Source organism: Pseudomonas sp. BGA-UO-ETr-WB11 (assembly GCF_059567785.1).
Genome location: NZ_JCAQOS010000005.1, coordinates 341,446 through 359,975, shown reverse-complemented (window position 1 = coordinate 359,975; position 18,530 = coordinate 341,446). Strand labels below are relative to the sequence as shown.

The following is an 18,530-nucleotide window of genomic DNA, read 5'->3' as shown; positions in this document are numbered from 1 at the left end:
AGCCCCAGCCTAGGCCGGGGCTTTTTTTCAGGTCAGCTGGCCTGGATGAATTACATCATCCCGCCCATGCCACCCATACCACCCATGTCTGGCATACCGCCAGCGGCTGGTTTGTCGTCAGCAATTTCAGCAATCATCGCTTCGGTGGTGATCATCAAGCTGGCGATCGAGGCCGCGGCCTGCAGAGCAGAACGGGTCACTTTAGCCGGGTCGAGGATACCCATTTCGATCATGTCGCCGTACTCGCCGGTGGCAGCGTTGTAACCGTAGTTACCCGAACCCTGCTTAACCTTGTCGACCACTACGCTTGGCTCGTCACCGCAGTTGGCAACGATCTGACGCAGCGGCGCTTCAACCGCACGACGCAGCAGCGTGATACCCACGTTCTGGTCAGCGTTGTCGCCTTTCAGTTCGCTGATGGCCTGCAGGGCACGCACCAGTGCCACGCCGCCGCCAGGTACCACGCCTTCTTCAACGGCTGCACGGGTGGCGTGCAGGGCGTCTTCAACGCGGGCTTTCTTCTCTTTCATTTCCACTTCGGAACCGGCGCCAACCTTGATCACGGCAACACCGCCAGCCAGTTTGGCCAGACGCTCTTGCAGCTTCTCTTTGTCGTAGTCGGACGAAGTGTCTTCGATCTGCTTACGGATCTGCAGAACGCGGGCTTCGATATCAGCCTGAACGCCGGCACCGTCGATGATGGTGGTGTTTTCTTTGCTGAGGATCACGCGCTTGGCGTTGCCCAGGTGCTCCAGGGTAGCGCTTTCCAGGCTCAGACCGATCTCTTCGGAGATAACGGTACCGCCAGTCAGAACAGCGATGTCCTGCAGCATGGCCTTGCGACGGTCGCCGAAGCCCGGTGCTTTAACAGCAGCGACTTTAACGATGCCACGCATGTTGTTCACAACCAGCGTTGCCAGGGCTTCGCCTTCAACGTCTTCAGCCACGATCAGCAGCGGACGGCCGGATTTAGCCACCGCTTCCAGAACTGGCAGCAGTTCGCGGATGTTGGAGATTTTCTTGTCAACCAGCAGGATCAGCGGGCCGTCGAGCTCGGCAACCATGGTGTCTGGCTTGTTGATGAAATACGGGGACAGGTAACCACGGTCGAACTGCATGCCTTCAACAACCGACAGTTCGTTTTCCAGGCCCGAGCCTTCTTCAACGGTGATCACGCCTTCTTTGCCGACTTTTTCCATGGCTTCGGCAATGATGTCGCCGATGGAGCTGTCGGAGTTGGCCGAGATGGTGCCAACCTGGGCAATTGCCTTGGTGTCAGCGCAAGGCTTGGCCTGCTTCTTCAACTCAGCAACGATGGCGATGGTCGCCTTGTCGATGCCGCGCTTCAGGTCCATCGGGTTCATGCCGGCAGCGACGGCTTTCAGGCCTTCGTTGACGATCGACTGAGCCAGAACGGTGGCGGTGGTGGTGCCGTCGCCAGCGTCGTCGTTGGCACGGGAAGCCACGTCTTTAACCAACTGGGCGCCCATGTTTTCGAAGCGATCTTTCAGCTCGATTTCTTTGGCAACGGAAACGCCGTCCTTGGTGATGGTCGGAGCGCCGTAGCTCTTCTCGATGATCACGTTACGGCCTTTTGGGCCCAAGGTCGCTTTTACCGCGTCAGCCAGGACGTTTACGCCAGCCAGCATTTTCTTGCGGGCGGAGTCGCCAAATTTAACTTCTTTTGCAGCCATGATCGGTATTCCTCAATTCGTTTCGTAGAACAGAATTCGTGGCGCCGGTTGCGCCGGTGCAATCGCTGCGAAAACGCAGCGGCGGCTAATTAGTCTTCAACTACGGCCAGGATTTCGCTTTCGCTCATCACCAGCAGATCTTCACCGTCAACTTTGATGGTGTTGCTGCCGGAGTACGGGCCAAACACAACCTTGTCACCCACCTTCACGGCCGGAGCGCGCACTTCACCGTTGTCCAGCACTTTGCCGGCACCAACAGCCAGAATCTCGCCACGGTTTGGCTTTTCAGCAGCCGAACCTGGCAGCACGATACCGCCAGCGGTTTTCGATTCTTCTTCGCTACGACGGATAACAACGCGGTCATGCAGAGGACGAAGCTTCATTGTCGATTCTCTCCCAAGAGGTAGTTTTTATTCAGCCGGTGCTGTCACCGACGGGTTAACAAAGCCGGACAAGCCGGTTGCGATTCGCCAGGCGAACCGCAGAAATTCACGGTCGAAGAGCACAAGCCCCTCGCGCTGCAAGCTACATGAGGTCGCCGCGCGATATTTCAAGGGTAAATGCGGTTTTTTTACGAATCGCGGTGCTCGAACTCGCCTTCAATCACGTTCGGCCGAGTCGGCCCCGAGCGTGCCTGCAGGTCATCGGCAAAGGCACGCTGGCGTAGCGCCTGCTCGGCCACGCGCCGCCGCACCTTGCCCACCAGCAAGCGGCGGGTGAACGGGATCAGGCACAACACACCGAACACATCACTGATAAACCCCGGCAGCAACAACAGGCCGCCACCCACGGCAATCAGCAAGCCTTCCAGCACTTCCTGCTCGGGCAACTCACCACGGGCCAGTTTTTCCCGAGCGCGCCACGCCGTGGCAATACCCGCCACCCGCAGCAGCACACTGCCGAGCACAGCGGTGGCAATCACTAGGAACAAGGTCGGCAGCACGCCAATGGCGCTGCCCACCTGAATCAGTACCGCCAATTCGATCAGCGGAAACAACAGAAATAAAAACAGAAAAGCGCGCATCAACGATTCCTTCAAAGGAAGAATGACTTCCGACTCCTTAGAGATAAGGGGCCACTTAGCTTAATTCAAGCGTCAACCTCGCCAGCGGTCGGCCAACGCTCGGCGCGGGCCAGCAGCACCAAGGCCTGGCGCACTTCTGCCGGGGTGTTACAGGATGTTGGCAACGCCAGCCAATGCAGACTCTGGCCAATGCGCAAGTGCATACCTTCACTGTCGAGGCCTACCAGTTGCGCTGGCACCTCGCTCGGCAAGCCATTGAGGGCCACGTAATGAGCGATGGCCACGGCATGGTCTGCATTCATATGCTCAAGCATGCCCTGCTCCAACGCACCGGCAAAGGGATTGGCCAACGCCACCTGATCAAGCCAGTGGATCGCGCCAAAGCCGCCGATGTAACGCCAGCGCACCGGCTGCAGGCACCAGAAATCGAAGTCGTGCACCCGGTGATAATCCTGCGACGCCGGGAAATAACGGTAATAGCGCGCGGCCGCCGCGTCGATTTCCGCGTCATCCTGCAATTGCCGCGCTTCGGCCAGCAGGGTCAAGCGGCCCGCCGCCTGGACGTCATGGGCACCGCGCTCGCCGACCAGCAGCGAACACTTGGCCTGCATCTGCAGATTGTGGGTGTGCTGGGCAATCCGGCTAATCAGCAGCAATGGCCGCCCTTGAGCATCCAGGCAGTAAGGCACCACGGAACCAAAGGGAAAGCCCGGCATGGCCTTGGAATGGGTGGAAAGTACCCCGTGGTATTCCTTGAGCAGCAATTCTCGGGCATGCTTAATCGCCTTTACGCTCAACTTGTGACTCCTCGTACAGAATTCGTCATAAACGGACAGGCTCTTGGAACTTTGGTTCTGCGGTGCCTACGGGGCAATATCGAACCACCTTTGAGGGGATCAACCCATGCAACTGCAAGACAAGGTCATCATCATCACTGGCGGCTGCCAGGGTCTGGGTCGTGCCATGGCCGAATACCTGGCGGCCAAGGGCGCCAAACTGGCGCTGGTCGACCTCAACCAGGAAAAACTCGATGAAGCCGTGGCCGCCTGCAAAGCCGCCGGCACTGAAGCCCGTTCTTACCTGTGCAACGTCGCCAATGAAGAGCAAGTGACCCATATGGTCGCACAGGTGGCTGAAGATTTCGGCGCCATCAATGGCCTGGTCAACAACGCTGGCATCCTGCGCGACGGCCTGACCATCAAGGTCAAGGACGGCGAGATGACCAAGATGAGCCTGGCCCAGTGGCAGTCGGTGATCGACGTCAACCTGACTGGCGTATTCCTCTGTACCCGTGAAGTGGCGGCGAAGATGATTGAACTGGAAAACCAGGGCGCCATCATCAACATCTCCTCGATTTCCCGTGCCGGCAACATCGGCCAGGCCAACTACTCCGCCGCCAAGGCCGGGGTTGCCGCCGATACCGTGGTCTGGGCCAAAGAGCTGGCGCGTTACGGCATCCGTGTTGCCGGCGTTGCACCGGGCTTTATCGAAACCGAAATGGTCGCCAGCATGAAGCCCGACGCCCTGGAGCGCATGTGCTCTGGCATCCCGCTCAAGCGCATGGGCAAACCTGCCGAGATCGCTCACTCGGTGGCCTATATCCTGGAAAACGACTACTACACCGGTCGCATCCTGGAGCTGGACGGCGGCCTGCGTCTGTAACCGGCACGCTGCAAAAAAGCCCTGCAGTGCGGCAATGCCGTTCACTTAAGCCAAGTGAACGGCATTTTTTGTAGCCCGATCAGCATTACGCACTGCTGAGCTTTTTAGCCCTGCGACTTACCAGCCGACCCCCAACCCCAGCATGTACTGGCGCTCGGAAGTGGTTTGGCCAAGGCCGCGCAACTGGTTAAGTTCGTACAGTAAAGACACCCGCGCCCATTCGTTGACCCGGTAACGCACGCCCGCTTCGCCCTCGAACACATAATCAATCTGATCAATCAGCGGCATGGCCATCTGCGCGGTGCTGAACAATTCAAGACGAGTGCCCGACAGCAAGCGCTTGTAATCCCATTCCAGGCCATAGGCATCAAACTGGGTGTTTTGGCCATTGCCCCGCAACTGGAAGCGCTCGTACTGACTGATCAGTTCGAAACGCCCCAATTCATCATCCCAAAAGCGATAACCGGGCCCTATACCATAGGAGGTCTGTCGGTTGATGTTCTCGAACTCATCGTGCTGTTCGTAGACGCTGCTACGGATAAACCACTGCTGAGTGATAAAGCGGTCGAGGTCATATTCCAGCTCCCAGTTGTTATCAACCTTCTGGCCGTTTTTGGTCTCGTGCTCATACTCACCCTTGAGGACATGACGCCAACGACCGTGACTGATCCGGCTGTCACCTTTGAGTTTGAACTCGTCGGTTTCGTTTTCGTTGCGCTCCATGTCCAGCTTGGTGTCGAGATTGCCTTCCCAGACAAAGTCCTGAATCAGCGGCCGCGGCGGCACCAGTTGTTTGATATCGGCCAGCGGCACGGTCTGCGCCTTGCCATTCACCACGCGCACCATGCCCTTGCCGGCGGCTTCTAGGTGCTGGCTGCGCTGCCCGGTAAAACCCGAGCGTTTGACCAGCAGCGGTTGGTCGGAGCGCAAGGTGTCGATATCCTTCCAGTCGATCAACACGCGGCCGGCATACTTGGTTTTCAGCGCCAGCTTGCCGCCGTCCAGCAGCACGATCTGCCCGGTCAGGCGGTCGCCATTGTTCAGCCAGACGGTATCGGCCCACACCGGCAACGCCAGCCCAAACAGTAAACATGCACCCAGAGCCCGCCACACCATGATCAATTCCACGTCCATCCAAGGCCAAAAAGCCCAGCAGCATGCCTGCCCTGCAGCGCCGCCGGCAAGTCTGGCTGCCCGACGGGAAGCGCTGTACCTGACGCTGGCGCACGTGCCTGCCGGCTGCCTGGTCAGCTATGGCCAACTGGCCGCTCTAGCCGGCCTCGGTCGGGCGGCGCGCTGGGTGGGCCGCACCCTCAGCCAACTGCCAGCCGATTCGGGCCTGCCCTGGCACCGGGTGATCGCTGCCAGCGGCCACTTAAGCCTGCCAGCCAACACTCCGGCCGGGGCCGAACAACGCGCACGCCTGCACGCTGAAGGCATTGACCTGACTAACGATCGGGTCAATCTGCGCATCCATGGCTGGCGCCCGTAGGAGCACAGCGGTTAGAGTGCGCCCTTTGTCGTTCATCCCCAGGCAGTCTCCAGCCCATGCCCCGTAACACCCAGCCGCGTAAAAGCTGGCGCGCCGCCTTGGCCGCCTACGCCACCCCCGCCTCATTGGCCCTGCTGCTGCTCGGTTTTGCCGCCGGCCTGCCCTATATGCTGGTGTTTTCCACCCTCTCGGTGTGGCTGCGCGAAGCCGGTGTGTCGCACCAGACCATCGGCTACGCCAGCCTGATCGGCCTCGCCTATGCGTTCAAATGGGTCTGGTCGCCGCTGCTCGACCAATGGCGCCTACCGCTGCTCGGCCGCCTGGGCCGACGCCGCTCCTGGCTGGTGCTGTCCCAGGGCCTGATCGCCCTCGGCCTGATCGGCATGGCCTTCTGCGACCCGCAGCAACATTTGCACTGGTTGATCGCCATTGCCGTCGTCGTCGCATTTGCCTCGGCCACCCAAGACATCGCGGTGGACGCCTACCGCCTGGAAATTGCCGACGACACCCACCAAGCCGCCCTGGCTGCCAGCTACATGGCCGGCTACCGGGTTGCCGCCCTGCTGGCCACCGCCGGTGCGCTGTATTTTGCCGACTGGTTTGGCACCCCGAGCCTGGGCTACCAGCACGGCGCCTGGGCCAGCACTTATATGCTGTTTGCCATGCTGATGCTGCCAGGGTTGATTACCACCCTGTGGATGCGCGAATCACCGCTCCCCATGCGCACCCAACAGGCTGCCGAACGCTTTGGCCTCAATCATCAGTTGATTTCGGTGGTGGTACTGATCGTCTTGCTGATTTCCATCCCGGCGATGTTCACCCAGCTCTACCACACCGAATTTCACCGCGTGCTGGTCAAGGGCGAAAGCCTGTTGGACCTGCTGACCGACGATCGCGCCTTCCTGCGCGCCATCCTCTATATCGTGCTGACTGCCCTGTGCCTGTCGGCTGCTGGGCGCCGCGGTCTGCAACCGGTGCTGACGCCGATCAGCGACTTTATCCAGCGCTACCGCTGGCAGGCCTTCCTGCTGCTCGGGTTGGTGGCCACCTATCGCATGTCGGATACGGTCATGGGCGTGATGGCCAACGTTTTCTACATCGACCAGGGCTTTACCAAGGAACAGATCGCCAGCGTCAGCAAGCTCTTCGGCCTGGTCATGACCCTGCTCGGGGCCGGCCTCGGCGGCTTGCTGATCGTACGCTTCGGCATCATGCCGATCCTGTTTATCGGCGGTGTGACTTCGGCAGCCACCAACCTGCTGTTCCTGCTGCTGGCGGACATGGGCGCGCACCTGCAGATGCTGATCCTGACCATCTCCTGCGATAACTTCAGCTCAGGCCTGGCCACCGCGGCCTTCGTTGCCTACCTGTCGAGCCTGACCAACCTGAAGTTCTCGGCCACCCAGTACGCCCTGCTCAGCTCGATCATGATGCTGCTGCCGCGCCTGATTGGCGGCTATTCAGGCACCCTGGTGGAGAACCTCGGCTATGCCCAGTTCTTCCTGTTCACCGCCCTCCTCGGCATCCCCACCCTGCTGCTGATTCTGCTGCAGTGGCGCAAGCAGAACCGTCTGGAGCAAGCTAACGACTAGCAGGCCATTGAAAAACGTTGGCGAGGCAGCCAGTGCAAGGCGCTACGTTAGTAACAGCCTACGGCTGGTCAAAGCAGGCTAAAAAGCGGAGTTTACGCGCTGTAAATGAGCATTTTTAGCCTGCTTTTAACGCCGGAATGGCAACGCACGACTGCAGGGATGCAGGAGGTAGGGCGACGCAGGAAGCCAAAGCCGAGGTAGTTTTTCAAGAGCCTGCCTAGCGCATGCTCGCGCAGTGATCCTGCCCGGGCAAGGCCGGGGTATACCAGACGAAGTCGGCGCGCTCAGCACTCACTGTCTGGCCCACTTCGGCGAGGATCAATACCCGCTCAGTGCCACCCGGCGCAGCCAGATCCTGCAGGTGTAAAGGCACGCCCAGGTCACGCCGCACATGAAAAGCCCCAGCCAATAACACTGCCGGAGTAGGCGCGGCCAGCAAACGCTCGGCCATACGCCGGTCACGCTGCTGTTGCACCGCCAACATGGCCGGCAGTTGCGCCGCCGGCAGCAGGCCGCAGTGGGAGGCTTCAATCTGCGCCAGCAACGCAGCCTGCACAGAGTCCTGGGTCGCCTGCCCGGCCGGCAAACGCGGCTGCGTGCGGTAGATGGTCATAATTTCGTCCCGATCCAGATTGGCCGCCAGCAGTGGCGCCGGCTGCAATAAGCCGTAACGGATGATCGGCCCATACAGCGCCCAGTCCCAGCCTGCCTGCCAAGCCAGAGCAGCGGGCAAATCCACCGGCATCTTCCGCGCACGGCTGGCGGCCTGGGTGGCGTCGACCTTGGTCTGCTGATCGGGGTTGAGCATTTCCAGCAGCAAACTGCCCGACTCGCGCTGTTGCTGCAGCGCCTTGAGCAGCCAGAGCTGCAGTGCATGTTGATCGGCATTGTCATGCTGCTCGCCGATCAGCACCCGCGGTACATCAGCCAACTGTTCGACCAACTGCGCAGGGGTCAGCGTCGCGCCGCTGCGCAGGTCTCGAATCAGCCCGAGGTCGGCATGCTGCAACCCCTCACGGCCTTGCCAAGCGGGTAATGGCGGCAACGGCATAACACTTTGGCACGCCGTCAGCAGGGCCAACGCGGCCCACAAGAGAACACGCATAAAAAGTCCTTAACGAATGATGATCAACGGATGATCCCGCTCGGGGTGGGTCTGCACCAGCACGTCGAGGCCAAACACCGCCCTCAGTGGCGCCGGCGCAAGGACCTCAACAGGAGTGCCGAGTACGTAAGGCCGCCCCTCCTGCAATAGCAACACACGGTCGCAGTAACGCGCCGCCAGGTTGAGGTCATGGAGGATCACCAGCACCGCCGCACCACGTCCGGCAAAATCGCGCACGGCCTGCAAGATGGTGTGCTGATGCAAGGGATCGAGCATCGAAGTCGGCTCATCCAGCAGCAGAATCTGCCCTGCACCGCCCGGCCATACCTGCGCCAGCACCCGCGCCAGGTGCACGCGCTGGCGCTCTCCCCCGGACAGCGCCAAGTAATTGCGCCCACTCAGGTGCTGGGCATCGGCGGCCTGCAAGGCGGCGGCGACGATACGCAGATCCTCCTGCTGACCGCTGCTATGGGGCAAACGCCCCATGCCGACCACCTGTTCGACACTGAAGGCGAACTCCAGGCTGGAGCTTTGCGGTAACACCGCCAAACGCTGTGCCCTAGCAGGCCCCGACCAGTCTGCCAGAGGCCGCTGATCAAGGCTGACCTGCCCCTGCGCAGCCGGCAGATCGCCACTCAAAGCAGCCAACAGGGTACTTTTGCCGGCGCCATTGGGGCCGAGTACGCCGAGCACTTCACCGTCGTGCAACTGCAGGTCGATGCCGGCGAGTACCGTACAGGGGCCACGACGCACACTGAGATTGTCCGCGCGCAGCATCAGCTTCGTCCCCGCAACAATAGGTAGATAAAGAATGGCGCCCCCAACAGGGCAGTGACGATACCGATCGGCAGCTCAGCCGGCGCCAGCAGCAGCCGCGCGAGTAAATCCGCCAGCAACAGCAGGCTGGCGCCCGCCAAGGCCGAGGCCGGCAACAGCAGACGATGATCAGGGCCCACCAACAGGCGCATCAGATGGGGCACCACCAGGCCGATAAAACCGATCATCCCCGCCGCCGCCACTGCAGCCCCAACGCCCAACGCAGTGCAGAACACCAGCTCACGTTTCAGGCGCTCGACCGCAAAACCCAGATGGCGAGCCTCCGATTCACCCAGCAACAAGGCATTCAAGGCCCGCGCGCGGCGCGGCAACCATAACGCTACCGCCGCGGTGACCAGCAGCAGCGGCCACAGCCGCGCATAACTGGCGCCGTTCAGGCTACCGAGGTTCCAGAACGTCAGGGTGCGCAGGGTGGCGTCATCGGCCAGGTAGGTGAACAAACCGATCGCCGCTCCCGCCAGGGCCGTGAGGGCAATGCCCGCCAGCAGCATGGTGGCAACACTGGTCTGGCCATCACGCCGACCCAGGCGATAAACCAACGCGGTCACCCCAAGGCCACCGGCAAAGGCACAGGCCGACAACAGATAAGGCGCCAGCGCGCTGGGCAAACCGCCGAAGACCGCCCCACCGACAATCGCCACCGCCGCCCCCAGGGCAGCGCCGCTGGACACACCGATCAGCCCGGGATCGGCCAGCGGATTGCGAAACAGCCCCTGCATGGCCACACCAGACAAAGCCAGCACGGCGCCCACACACAGCCCCAGCAGCGCCCGCGGCAAACGGATCTGCCCGACGATCAGCTCAGCCTGGGCCACCTCGCCGCCTGGCGCCGGCAAGCCGCTCAGTTGCCATAGCGCCTGCAGGGTATCCAGCAAGGGCAAGCTCACCGGTCCCAGGGCCAGGGCCAGCCAGAAGGCCAGCAGCAGTAGCAGGCTCAGCGCGCCAAGTAGCACACGGGCACTTACGGTCGGTTTCATTGCGGTCCTTGGGCGGTCAGCGGTTGCGCCGCAGGATATAAGGCGGCCGACAGTACGGCCAGCCCGTCCGGCAGACGCGGCCCTAAACCACCCACCAACAGGGTCGGATCCAGCCACAGCAGGCGCTGCTGGCGACCGGCCTGGGTGGCCGCCAAGGCCGGATTGTGCGCCAACAGCGCGGCAATGGCCTCCGCGCCGCCGAGGCTGCGGTCAGCGACGATCACCCATTGCGGGTCCAGGGCCAGCAACGCCTCGTTGGACAGCGCCTTGTAGCCTTGATGGGTGGCGAGGTTGCGTCCACCCGCACGCTCGATTAGCCATTGTGCCGAGGTCGCCTGCCCCGCAGCCATCGGGCTGCTGCCCGCATGGCCGAGCAACAGCACTACACCCGGCGCCGCTTGCTGGCGTTGCGCCTGGGCGATCCACTGCGCCTGCTGCTGCAGGCGCTGGCTGAACCGCATCCAGTGCTGCTGCGCCTGCTGCTCGGCACCGAGCAATTGTCCCAGGCGCTGCAGGTTGGCCTGCAAGGCCGGCAGCTGCGGCTGTGCGGACAACACCTCAACCTGCACACCGGCCGCCTGCAGTTGTTCAAGAATCAACGGCGGCCCCATTTCCTCGGTGCCCAGCAACAGCTGTGGGCGCAGGGCGAGAATGCCTTCGGCGGCCAACTGACGCTGATAGCCGATACCCGGCAACGCCTTGAGCGACGCGGGATGCTGACTGGTGCTATCGACACCGACCAGTCGCGACTCGCCGCCCAACAGCACCAGCCACTCAGTCAAGGCGCCCCCGGCACTGACCCAACGCCCAGGCTCCGGCTCAGTCGCCAGCACGCCAGCGCTATTAATCAGCAATAAAAAGCCGCCCAGGGCGGCACGCAACGTATTCATCGTCGACAAACTCCAACGGAGGGTTAACCCGCCGGACGACCCAGAGGCTCAGTCGCCCGGCGTGGCGCAGAGATTTAGCGCGGCAGCGACGCGGCGCTGTGGGCCAAGGCACGCCAGTCTTCGCGCTCAGCCACGCCCGGCTTGCGCACGCCAAACAGCTGCAAAATCAGCTCGCCGTCGGCATCGAAGGCTTCCAGGCTGGTGATCACCCCATCGGTGCTGGGCTTGCGCACCCGCCAGAGCTGACGCACCGCCGAGGACTGCAGATGCAGATTGAATTCGGCGTCCATCACGTTGAACCAACTGTCCAGCCAGCGCAGGTTGCGCACCGGACCACTGTGGATCTGAATGCAGTGCTGATTGCCGACAAAGACCATGATCGGCACCTCCGTCGCGGCCGCCGCCTCCAGCATCTTGGGCAACTCGCTGGGCGCCAGAGCCTCGGCCCACTCCTCGCCGGCCAGACGCAGCGCCTGGGTGCGGCGCACACCGTGCTTTTGCAGCAGGGCAAAGAAGTGGTGAGTGTCCTGCAACGCCGCCCACCCCGAGCGCAGACCGACCAGGTCGATATCACTGTCAGCCTTGACCGGTGGTGCTGCCACCGGCGCCTGCAAGCCTAATTCCGGGCTTTGCTCTGCGGCACGAAAACGCTCCAGCAGGGGCTCCCAGGCCGAAAGCTGACTCTCGGCAGTGAGAAACACCTTGTGCACCGCGGTGCCCTGACGATCAAAGACCTGGATGCTGCGCTGGGTGCCACGGCTGGCTTGCTCCTCGATGGCAAACACACTGGCCCAGCCACCGAGAAACAGACGCAGGTCGATATCGGCCGACACCACCAGGCCCATCTGCCCACTGGCCATCACCGTAACGTCGCGGTAGTAACCCTTGCGCTCGTGCACGCAGTGCTGATTGCGCGTCAGCGCCATGATGTAGCCCAACTCGCCCAAGGCCGGCAGCAAGGTCGCCCACTCCGGCCGCAAACGCAGCGCATCGGTCTGCAGGCGGCTGGCAGTCAGCTCGGCCTCACTGACTGCCAGTTGCTCGGCGGCATCGCGAGCGCGCAGGCCCGGCTGCTCGCGGCGCAACACCTGCCAGGCCAGATAAAGGTCGTTGTGGGGCGAAATACGTGGGGCGTGTGCCTGCATGGGTAGAACTCCTGATAAATGAAACGGCCGTCTAGCGACTGGCCGCGAGCGTGAATTGAATGGGGATCTGCACCCGGCTAGGCACCGCCTGGCCATCGCGCACCTCGGCGCGAAACTGCCAACCAGCCACTGCACTGAGGGCCGCCTGATCGAGACTGGAGACCCCGGAAGAGCGCAGCAGCCGTCGTTCGCGCTGCTCACCGCGGGCGCCCAGGCGCACCTCGACCAACACCACACCCTGCTGATTGCGCCGCCGCGCCTGGCTTGGGTAAACCGGTGCCGGTGGCGCCTGGGCGAACTGCGGCTGGCTGCTGAAGACCTCGCGCAGCGTGGCCGCAGCCGGTGGGGCGACAGATGTGGACGCTGCGCTAGACGGCTTAGTTGGCGCTGCAGCCTTAGTCACCGCGGACGGGCTAACCGCCGAGCGCTTGACTGGCGCGGCGCGCGGCGCCGGCGGCCGCTGCACGACGGCCTTTACGGCCGGACGCACTGCGGGCTGCGGCGGCGTAACACGGGCTTCGGCCATAGCCGCCATGGGCTCCCACGGCAACAATTGCACGCTAAGCGCAGCGACAGGCGCCGCGGCCAGCGGCCGTGACGCACCGCCCAGCGACTGGGCCAGCAGTTGGCCGCAAGCCAGGTGCAACGCCAGAGAGAGCAGGCAAAAGCAGGAAAAACGCAGCATGAGCCCTCCACACTTAAAACGAGTTAATCTATTTGATACTCATTTGCATTTGAGTGTCAATCTCGTTTAAGGTCGGCGCCGCCCATCCACGACGACCGCACGGCAACCGGCACAGAGGCGCAAAGCCCAGGACCGCAGGTCGCCAGTCGATGGCCTTGCCCACGTTCTCAGGAGTTTTGTCATGCCCTTGCGTCCCCCGTTCCGCCAACGTCCGCTGCTGGCCCTGCTCATGCTGTCGCCCGCCCTGGCCCTGGCCGCCGAGAAGAACCCCACCCAGTTCGACACGGTCACCGTGACCGCCACCCGCAACGAACAAAGCATCGGCAGCGTGCCGAGCACGGTCAGCGTGGTGGACGCGCGGCAAATCGATCAGCAGCAGATCAAGAACAGCAAGGACCTGATCCGCTATGAACCCGGCGTTTCAGTAGGCGGCAGCGGCAGCCGTTTCGGTTTGTCCGGCTTCAGCATCCGCGGCATCGGTGGCAATCGTGTGCTGACCCAGATCGACGGTGTTGGCGTACCCGATTCCTTTACCTTCGGCCCATTCCTCAGCGCCCAGCGCAACTACATCGACCTGGACACGGTGAAGCAGGTCGAGATCATCCGCGGCCCGGCCAGCACCCTGTACGGCAGTGACGCCATCGGCGGCGCAGTAAGTTTTATTACCAAGGACGCCGGCGACTATCTGGAACCTGGCGACGACAGCTTCGCGCGGCTGAAAACCGGCTACGACGGCAGCGACGACAGCTGGCAACGCAGCGCTACCCTGGCCGGCCGCCAGGATCAGTTCGACGCCCTGCTGCACGTCAGCCGGCGCAGTGGCCAGGCCATTGATAGCTTTGGCGGCACCGGCGGCAACGGCGATGCTCGCCAGGACGCCAACCCGGTGGACTTCACCACCGACAACCTGCTGGCCAAGCTCGGCTGGGACTACGCCGAAGGCGACCGCCTGCAGCTGGTCTACGAACGCTTTGCCGACGACGCCGATACCCAGGTGCGCAGCGAATACGACAAGGCCAGTAACATCCCAATCGGCGGACCAATGTTCAGTAACACCCTGGTCCGTAGCAGCGACGCCCGCGACAGCAGCGACCGCGAACGCATCGGTCTGGAACACAGCTTCCAGCTGGGCAGCCTGCTGGCCGATCAGGTCAACTGGCAGCTCAACTACCAGACCAGCCAGACCCGCCAGCGCACCGACCAACAGCGCTACAGCTGGGTCGGCATGGGCGCCAGCAGCACGCCACCGACCAGCGCAGCACTGCGCCAACGCAGCCGCGACTCGGTGTATGAAGAAGATGTATGGAGCCTCACCAGCCAGTTGAAAAAAGGCTTCAGCCTGGGTGACAGCGAGCACCTGCTGACTTACGGCGTCGACCTCAAGCGCAGCGACAGCAGTGACCTGCGCAAGGGCCGCGAAATCAACACGGTCACCGGCCTGCCGTACACCAATCCGGAGCCCTTCCCACTCAGCGACTTCCCCGACCCGAGCAGCAACGAATATGCCCTGTTCGTCCAGGACAGCCTCGACATCGGTCGCTGGAACCTGCTCGCCGGCCTGCGCTACGACTACTACCAGCTCAAGCCGGATGCCACCGCCGAATACCTCAAGGGCAACCCATTGGAGCGCGACCCCGACAGCTTCAGCGACAGCCACCTGTCACCCAAGCTGGCCGCCACCTACCAGCTGGATGATGCCCACAGCGTTTACGGCCAGTACGCCGCCGGTTTCCGCGCGCCAGAAGCGATCGACATCTTCGGTGAATTCGTCAACGTGCAGAGCAACTATCAAACCATCGCCAACACCCGCCTCAAGCCGGAAACCAGCAACATCTTCGAAACCGGCCTGCGCGGCCAATACGCCGCAGGCAACTGGGGACTGGCGCTGTTCTACAACCAGTACGATGACTTTATCGAGCAGGTCACCCTGGCCGACGATCCCACCGGCAACGGCCGCCTGACCTTTCAAGCGCAGAACCTCGACCGCGTGACCATTCGCGGTGCCGAGGCCCGTGGCGAAGTGTTCCTCGACAGCCTCGGCCTGCCCGCCGGCAGCAAATTGCGCGGTGCCATTGCCTATGCCCGCGGCAAGGATGAAGACAGCGGCCAGCCGCTGAACAGCATCGACCCGCTGAAGAGCGTGCTGGGCCTGGCCTATGACGCGCCCAACAGCCAATACGGCGGTGAGCTGGCCTGGACCCTGGTGGCCGCCAAGGATCGCATCGATGAGACCCTGACAGCCAACCAGTATCAGCCCTCGGGCTACGGCACCCTCGACCTGCTGGGTTACTGGCAACTGAGCGAAGAAGTCGGCGTGAATGGCGGCCTGTACAACCTTACCGACAAGCAGTACTGGCAGTGGGGTGATGTGCGCGGGCTAAGCACCAGCAGCGCCGGCCTCGGCCGCTACAGTCAGCCCGGACGCTACGCGGCGGTCAATCTGATCTGGGAAATCTGATACCTTCCCCCCCTGGCGCACGGACGCGCCCCCTTTTCCAGGCACATCGACGCAGTAGCGGATAATGCCGCCCCACTGTGGAGACCCCGATGATCCGTCTATGCGCCCCCAACGAGCTGACCGAAGGCCAGAGCCGCGGCTTTGCCTTGGCCGAACTGAAGCTGCTGGTGGTGCGCCGCGAAGGTCAGGTGTATGCCTACCAGAACCGCTGCCCGCACCGTGGCATCCCGTTGGAATGGCAGCCCGACCAGTTTCTCGACCACAGCAATAGCCTGATTCAATGCGCCACCCACGGCGCACTGTTTCTGATCGAGTCCGGCGAATGCGTGGCTGGCCCCTGCAGTGGCCAGTCACTGAAAGCCCTGAACTGCCGCGAAGACGCCGACGGCATCTGGATTACAGACTGAGCGCCAGACGCCGGGTAAGACGAATCGCCTGCGGGCTGATTTCGCTGCCATAGGCCAGCACCTCCACTCCCGCCGCCTGCGCCTCGCGCAACGCCGCGGCATAGCGCGGATCGATCTCCACCGCGGGGCGCACCGCCTCGATCCCCGACAGATTGACGCAATACAGCTGCACCGCGCGCACGCCGTTGCGCGCCAAAGTAGCCAACTCGCGCAGGTGCTTGGCGCCACGCTCGGTCACGGCATCGGGAAAGGCCGCCACGCTAGAATCGGCAAAACCCAGGGTGACACTTTTGACTTCCACGTAAGCCGGACCGCTCGGGTAGTCCAAACGAAAGTCGATGCGGCTGCGCTCCTCGCCATAAGGCACTTCCCGACGCAGCGCAGTAAAGCCGTGCAGTTCGCTGATCACCCCGGCGTGCAGCGCTTCTTCCACCAGGCCGTTGGCACGCCCGGTGTTCACGCAGGCCAAGCGCCCTTGCGGCGTTTCGCTCAACTCCCAAGTGCCGGGCAGCTTGCGCTTGGGGTCGTTACTGCGACTAAACCAGACCACCCCGCCCTCTTGCATGCAATTGAACATCGAGCCGGTATTCGGGCAATGGATGGTCAACAGCTCGCCGCTGGCGGTTTCAATGTCGGCGAGAAAGCGCTTGTAGCGTTTGCGCAAGCGCCCCTGCTCCAGCGGCGGATCAAACTGCATCGGGGCGCCAGCTCTGCAGGCCGCGGGCAATTCGCTCAACCGCCTGCTGCAGGCGCGGCAGGCTTTGGGTGTAGGCAAAGCGCACATGCTGGCTGGCCTGGTAGCGGCCGAAATCCAGGCCCGGCGTGAACGCCACGTGCTCGGTTTCCAGGAAGTGCCGGCAGAAGGCGAAGGCATCGCCGCCGAAGGCACTGATGTCGGCATATAAATAGAAGGCGCCCTCAGGCTCCACGGCAATGCCGAAACCCAGTTCACGCAGGGCCGGCAGCAGGAAGTCGCGGCGACGCTGGAACTCATGCCGGCGCTCTTCGAGGATCGCCAGGGTGGCCGGTTCAAAACACGCCAGTGCTGCGTGCTGGGCGATGGTCGAGGCGCTGATATAGAGGTTCTGCGCCAGTTTCTCCAGCTCCGGCACCGCCGCCTCCGGTGCTACCAGCCAGCCCAAGCGCCAGCCGGTCATGCCGAAATACTTGGAGAAGCTGTTGAGCACAAAGGCGTCGTCGTCCACTTCCAGCACGCTGGCCGCGTCCACGCCGTAGGTCAGGCCGTGGTAGATCTCGTCCACCACCAGATGGCCACCGCGTTCACGCAGGGCTCGCGACAAGCCCGCCAGCTCATCGCGGCTGAGCAGGGTGCCAGTAGGGTTAGCCGGCGAGGCCACCAGGGCGCCGACACTGTCCTGATCCCAGTAGCGCTCAACCAGATCGGCATTCAACTGGTAACGCACCTCAGGGCCAACCGGCACCAGCTGCGCCGCACCTTCCACCAAACGCAGAAAGTGTCGATTGCACGGGTAACCGGGGTCCGCCAGCAGCCAGTGCTTGCCGGGGTCGACCAACAGGCTGCTGGCCAGCAACAGCGCGCCTGAGCCGCCGGGGGTAATCAGAATCCGTTGCGGGTCGATATTCACGCCGTAACGCTGGGCATAAAAACCACTGATGGCTTCACGCAGCTGCGGCAAACCACGCGCCGCGGTGTAACGGGTATGCCCATTGGCCAAGGCTGCCTGCCCGGCGGCGACAATGGGGGCCGCGGTGGTGAAGTCTGGCTCGCCGATCTCCAGATGGATCACATCATGACCGTCCGCCTGTAATTCGTTGGCGCGGGCCAAAAGGGCCATAACATGGAAAGGTTCGATAGCGCGGCTGCGCGCACTGTAGGGCTGGGCCATGGGCCTTCCTTGCGGGGGTATAAAAGGCGCAATTCTACCCGCGCACCGAACCTGACAGTAGTCCGCATGACAACCGGGAGTAGCGCCGCCAGTAGCGTTCTGGTAAGTTCGCCCGCTTGCAGCCGCAGGGCCAGCCCGAGCTGGCAAAGGATAGCGTTCCTGCGCAGTGGATTTGAGAAAGTGAGAGGCGGTCATCCATGCCCACCAAAGCAAAAGCAAAAGCAAAAAGCAGCAGTGAACTGACGCGTGGCTTCGCCCCCTATAAAGAATCCAAGGGCGAGGAGTACATGAGTGACGCGATGCGCGCGCACTTTACCGGCATCCTCAACACCTGGAAGCTGGAGCTGATGCAGGAAGTCGACCGGACCGTGCACCATATGCAGGACGAAGCGGCCAACTTCCCCGACCCAGCCGACCGCGCCAGCCAGGAAGAAGAATTCAGCCTGGAACTGCGTGCCCGCGATCGCGAGCGCAAGCTGATCAAGAAGATCGACGAGACCCTGCAGTTGATCGACGACAATGAATACGGCTGGTGCGATTCGTGCGGCGTCGAGATCGGCATCCGCCGCCTGGAAGCCCGCCCGACTGCCACCCTGTGCATTGACTGCAAGACCCTGGCAGAAATCCGCGAAAAACAGATCGGTTCCTGATCCCACTACGGGGCGCTACGGCGCCCCGTGTTGTTTCTGGCCTG

General features: G+C 62.6%; 19 protein-coding genes. 6 read left to right on the top strand and 13 right to left on the bottom strand.

Annotation, left to right across the window (positions count from 1 at the left end; all coding sequences use genetic code 11):
- Positions 1-50: 50 nt before the first annotated feature.
- The 4 genes from groL to AC56DI_RS07035 all read right to left on the bottom strand — a co-directional run bounded on the left by groL (position 51) and on the right by AC56DI_RS07035 (position 3,515).
- Complete coding sequence (gene groL / locus AC56DI_RS07050; protein ID WP_496345514.1) at positions 51-1,694, bottom strand: chaperonin GroEL; 1,644 nt, start codon at positions 1,692-1,694, stop codon at positions 51-53.
- An 89-nt stretch (positions 1,695-1,783) separates the two neighbouring features.
- Positions 1,784-2,077 carry a co-chaperone GroES gene (locus AC56DI_RS07045; protein WP_496345513.1) on the bottom strand — a complete coding sequence of 98 codons (294 nt, stop codon included), beginning with the start codon at positions 2,075-2,077 and terminating at the stop codon, positions 1,784-1,786.
- Positions 2,078-2,265: 188 nt separating this feature from the next.
- Positions 2,266-2,718 carry an FxsA family protein gene (locus AC56DI_RS07040; protein ID WP_496345512.1) on the bottom strand — a complete coding sequence of 151 codons (453 nt, stop codon included), beginning with the start codon at positions 2,716-2,718 and terminating at the stop codon, positions 2,266-2,268.
- Positions 2,719-2,783: 65 nt separating this feature from the next.
- Positions 2,784-3,515: a HugZ family pyridoxamine 5'-phosphate oxidase gene (locus AC56DI_RS07035; RefSeq protein ID WP_496345511.1), complete on the bottom strand. Its 732-nt coding sequence runs from the start codon at positions 3,513-3,515 to the stop codon at positions 2,784-2,786.
- A 106-nt stretch (positions 3,516-3,621) separates the two neighbouring features.
- Here AC56DI_RS07035 and AC56DI_RS07030 point away from each other — a divergent pair, with 106 nt between their 5' ends.
- Complete coding sequence (locus AC56DI_RS07030) at positions 3,622-4,380, top strand: SDR family oxidoreductase (protein ID WP_422589224.1); 759 nt, start codon at positions 3,622-3,624, stop codon at positions 4,378-4,380.
- 117 nt (positions 4,381-4,497) lie between these two features.
- On the opposite strand, the gene AC56DI_RS07025 is transcribed toward AC56DI_RS07030, so the two are convergent.
- Positions 4,498-5,496 carry a DUF481 domain-containing protein gene (locus AC56DI_RS07025; RefSeq protein WP_496345510.1) on the bottom strand — a complete coding sequence of 333 codons (999 nt, stop codon included), beginning with the start codon at positions 5,494-5,496 and terminating at the stop codon, positions 4,498-4,500.
- Between AC56DI_RS07025 and AC56DI_RS07020 the strand changes: the two genes are divergently transcribed.
- Both AC56DI_RS07020 and AC56DI_RS07015 read left to right on the top strand, forming a co-directional pair.
- The gene (locus tag AC56DI_RS07020; protein ID WP_496345509.1) at positions 5,495-5,872 is read left to right on the top strand and encodes an MGMT family protein; all 378 of its coding nucleotides are present in this window, start codon (positions 5,495-5,497) and stop codon (positions 5,870-5,872) included. The two genes, AC56DI_RS07025 and AC56DI_RS07020, sit on opposite strands and share 2 nt — an antisense overlap.
- 56 nt (positions 5,873-5,928) lie before the next feature.
- Positions 5,929-7,464, top strand: coding sequence for an AmpG family muropeptide MFS transporter (locus tag AC56DI_RS07015; RefSeq protein WP_496345508.1), 1,536 nt, complete (start codon positions 5,929-5,931; stop codon positions 7,462-7,464).
- A gap of 217 nt (positions 7,465-7,681) precedes the next feature.
- Here the strand turns inward: AC56DI_RS07015 and AC56DI_RS07010 are convergent, their stop codons facing one another.
- The 6 genes from AC56DI_RS07010 to AC56DI_RS06985 all read right to left on the bottom strand — a co-directional run bounded on the left by AC56DI_RS07010 (position 7,682) and on the right by AC56DI_RS06985 (position 13,103).
- Positions 7,682-8,569 carry a ChaN family lipoprotein gene (locus tag AC56DI_RS07010; RefSeq protein WP_496345507.1) on the bottom strand — a complete coding sequence of 296 codons (888 nt, stop codon included), beginning with the start codon at positions 8,567-8,569 and terminating at the stop codon, positions 7,682-7,684.
- A 9-nt stretch (positions 8,570-8,578) separates the two neighbouring features.
- Entirely contained in the window at positions 8,579-9,346 is a 768-nt protein-coding gene (locus tag AC56DI_RS07005; protein WP_496345506.1) for a heme ABC transporter ATP-binding protein, read from the bottom strand.
- Entirely contained in the window at positions 9,346-10,329 is a 984-nt protein-coding gene (locus AC56DI_RS07000; RefSeq protein WP_496345821.1) for a FecCD family ABC transporter permease, read from the bottom strand. The genes AC56DI_RS07005 and AC56DI_RS07000 overlap by 1 nt, the downstream gene beginning before the upstream one ends.
- Before the next feature lie 50 nt (positions 10,330-10,379).
- Positions 10,380-11,273, bottom strand: coding sequence for a heme/hemin ABC transporter substrate-binding protein (locus tag AC56DI_RS06995; protein ID WP_496345505.1), 894 nt, complete (start codon positions 11,271-11,273; stop codon positions 10,380-10,382).
- A 74-nt stretch (positions 11,274-11,347) separates the two neighbouring features.
- The gene (locus AC56DI_RS06990; RefSeq protein WP_496345504.1) at positions 11,348-12,418 is read right to left on the bottom strand and encodes a hemin-degrading factor; all 1,071 of its coding nucleotides are present in this window, start codon (positions 12,416-12,418) and stop codon (positions 11,348-11,350) included.
- Between the two features lie 31 nt (positions 12,419-12,449).
- A complete protein-coding gene (locus AC56DI_RS06985) occupies positions 12,450-13,103 on the bottom strand; it encodes an energy transducer TonB (protein WP_496345503.1) in 654 nt (217 codons plus the stop codon).
- Positions 13,104-13,284: 181 nt separating this feature from the next.
- Here AC56DI_RS06985 and AC56DI_RS06980 point away from each other — a divergent pair, with 181 nt between their 5' ends.
- On the top strand, positions 13,285-15,561 hold the full coding sequence (locus tag AC56DI_RS06980) for a TonB-dependent hemoglobin/transferrin/lactoferrin family receptor (RefSeq protein ID WP_496345502.1): 2,277 nt from the start codon (positions 13,285-13,287) through the stop codon (positions 15,559-15,561).
- Positions 15,562-15,650: 89 nt separating this feature from the next.
- Positions 15,651-15,968, top strand: coding sequence for a Rieske (2Fe-2S) protein (locus tag AC56DI_RS06975; protein ID WP_496345501.1), 318 nt, complete (start codon positions 15,651-15,653; stop codon positions 15,966-15,968).
- Here AC56DI_RS06975 and sfsA read toward each other — a convergent pair.
- Both sfsA and AC56DI_RS06965 read right to left on the bottom strand, forming a co-directional pair.
- A complete protein-coding gene (gene sfsA / locus AC56DI_RS06970) occupies positions 15,958-16,665 on the bottom strand; it encodes a DNA/RNA nuclease SfsA (protein ID WP_496345500.1) in 708 nt (235 codons plus the stop codon). The two genes, AC56DI_RS06975 and sfsA, sit on opposite strands and share 11 nt — an antisense overlap.
- Complete coding sequence (locus AC56DI_RS06965; RefSeq protein ID WP_496345499.1) at positions 16,655-17,836, bottom strand: pyridoxal phosphate-dependent aminotransferase; 1,182 nt, start codon at positions 17,834-17,836, stop codon at positions 16,655-16,657. Before AC56DI_RS06965 ends, sfsA begins: the two co-directional genes overlap by 11 nt.
- Before the next feature lie 197 nt (positions 17,837-18,033).
- Here AC56DI_RS06965 and dksA point away from each other — a divergent pair, with 197 nt between their 5' ends.
- The gene (dksA, locus tag AC56DI_RS06960; RefSeq protein ID WP_496345498.1) at positions 18,034-18,486 is read left to right on the top strand and encodes an RNA polymerase-binding protein DksA; all 453 of its coding nucleotides are present in this window, start codon (positions 18,034-18,036) and stop codon (positions 18,484-18,486) included.
- Positions 18,487-18,530 lie beyond the last annotated feature (44 nt).

What these genes read in the sequence shown, in the direction of transcription:
- groL (WP_496345514.1), bottom strand. Translation starts at nt 1,694, where the DNA reads ATGGCTGCAAAAGAAGTTAAATTTGGCGACTCCGCCCGCAAGAAAATG.
- AC56DI_RS07045 (WP_496345513.1), bottom strand. Translation starts at nt 2,077, where the DNA reads ATGAAGCTTCGTCCTCTGCATGACCGCGTTGTTATCCGTCGTAGCGAA.
- AC56DI_RS07040 (WP_496345512.1), bottom strand. Translation starts at nt 2,718, where the DNA reads ATGCGCGCTTTTCTGTTTTTATTTCTGTTGTTTCCGCTGATCGAATTG.
- AC56DI_RS07030 (WP_422589224.1), top strand. Translation starts at nt 3,622, where the DNA reads ATGCAACTGCAAGACAAGGTCATCATCATCACTGGCGGCTGCCAGGGT.
- AC56DI_RS07020 (WP_496345509.1), top strand. Translation starts at nt 5,495, where the DNA reads ATGATCAATTCCACGTCCATCCAAGGCCAAAAAGCCCAGCAGCATGCC.
- AC56DI_RS07025 (WP_496345510.1), bottom strand. Translation starts at nt 5,496, where the DNA reads ATGGTGTGGCGGGCTCTGGGTGCATGTTTACTGTTTGGGCTGGCGTTG.
- AC56DI_RS07015 (WP_496345508.1), top strand. Translation starts at nt 5,929, where the DNA reads ATGCCCCGTAACACCCAGCCGCGTAAAAGCTGGCGCGCCGCCTTGGCC.
- AC56DI_RS07010 (WP_496345507.1), bottom strand. Translation starts at nt 8,569, where the DNA reads ATGCGTGTTCTCTTGTGGGCCGCGTTGGCCCTGCTGACGGCGTGCCAA.
- AC56DI_RS07005 (WP_496345506.1), bottom strand. Translation starts at nt 9,346, where the DNA reads ATGCTGCGCGCGGACAATCTCAGTGTGCGTCGTGGCCCCTGTACGGTA.
- AC56DI_RS06995 (WP_496345505.1), bottom strand. Translation starts at nt 11,273, where the DNA reads ATGAATACGTTGCGTGCCGCCCTGGGCGGCTTTTTATTGCTGATTAAT.
- AC56DI_RS06990 (WP_496345504.1), bottom strand. Translation starts at nt 12,418, where the DNA reads ATGCAGGCACACGCCCCACGTATTTCGCCCCACAACGACCTTTATCTG.
- AC56DI_RS06985 (WP_496345503.1), bottom strand. Translation starts at nt 13,103, where the DNA reads ATGCTGCGTTTTTCCTGCTTTTGCCTGCTCTCTCTGGCGTTGCACCTG.
- AC56DI_RS06980 (WP_496345502.1), top strand. Translation starts at nt 13,285, where the DNA reads ATGCCCTTGCGTCCCCCGTTCCGCCAACGTCCGCTGCTGGCCCTGCTC.
- AC56DI_RS06975 (WP_496345501.1), top strand. Translation starts at nt 15,651, where the DNA reads ATGATCCGTCTATGCGCCCCCAACGAGCTGACCGAAGGCCAGAGCCGC.
- sfsA (WP_496345500.1), bottom strand. Translation starts at nt 16,665, where the DNA reads ATGCAGTTTGATCCGCCGCTGGAGCAGGGGCGCTTGCGCAAACGCTAC.
- AC56DI_RS06965 (WP_496345499.1), bottom strand. Translation starts at nt 17,836, where the DNA reads ATGGCCCAGCCCTACAGTGCGCGCAGCCGCGCTATCGAACCTTTCCAT.
- dksA (WP_496345498.1), top strand. Translation starts at nt 18,034, where the DNA reads ATGCCCACCAAAGCAAAAGCAAAAGCAAAAAGCAGCAGTGAACTGACG.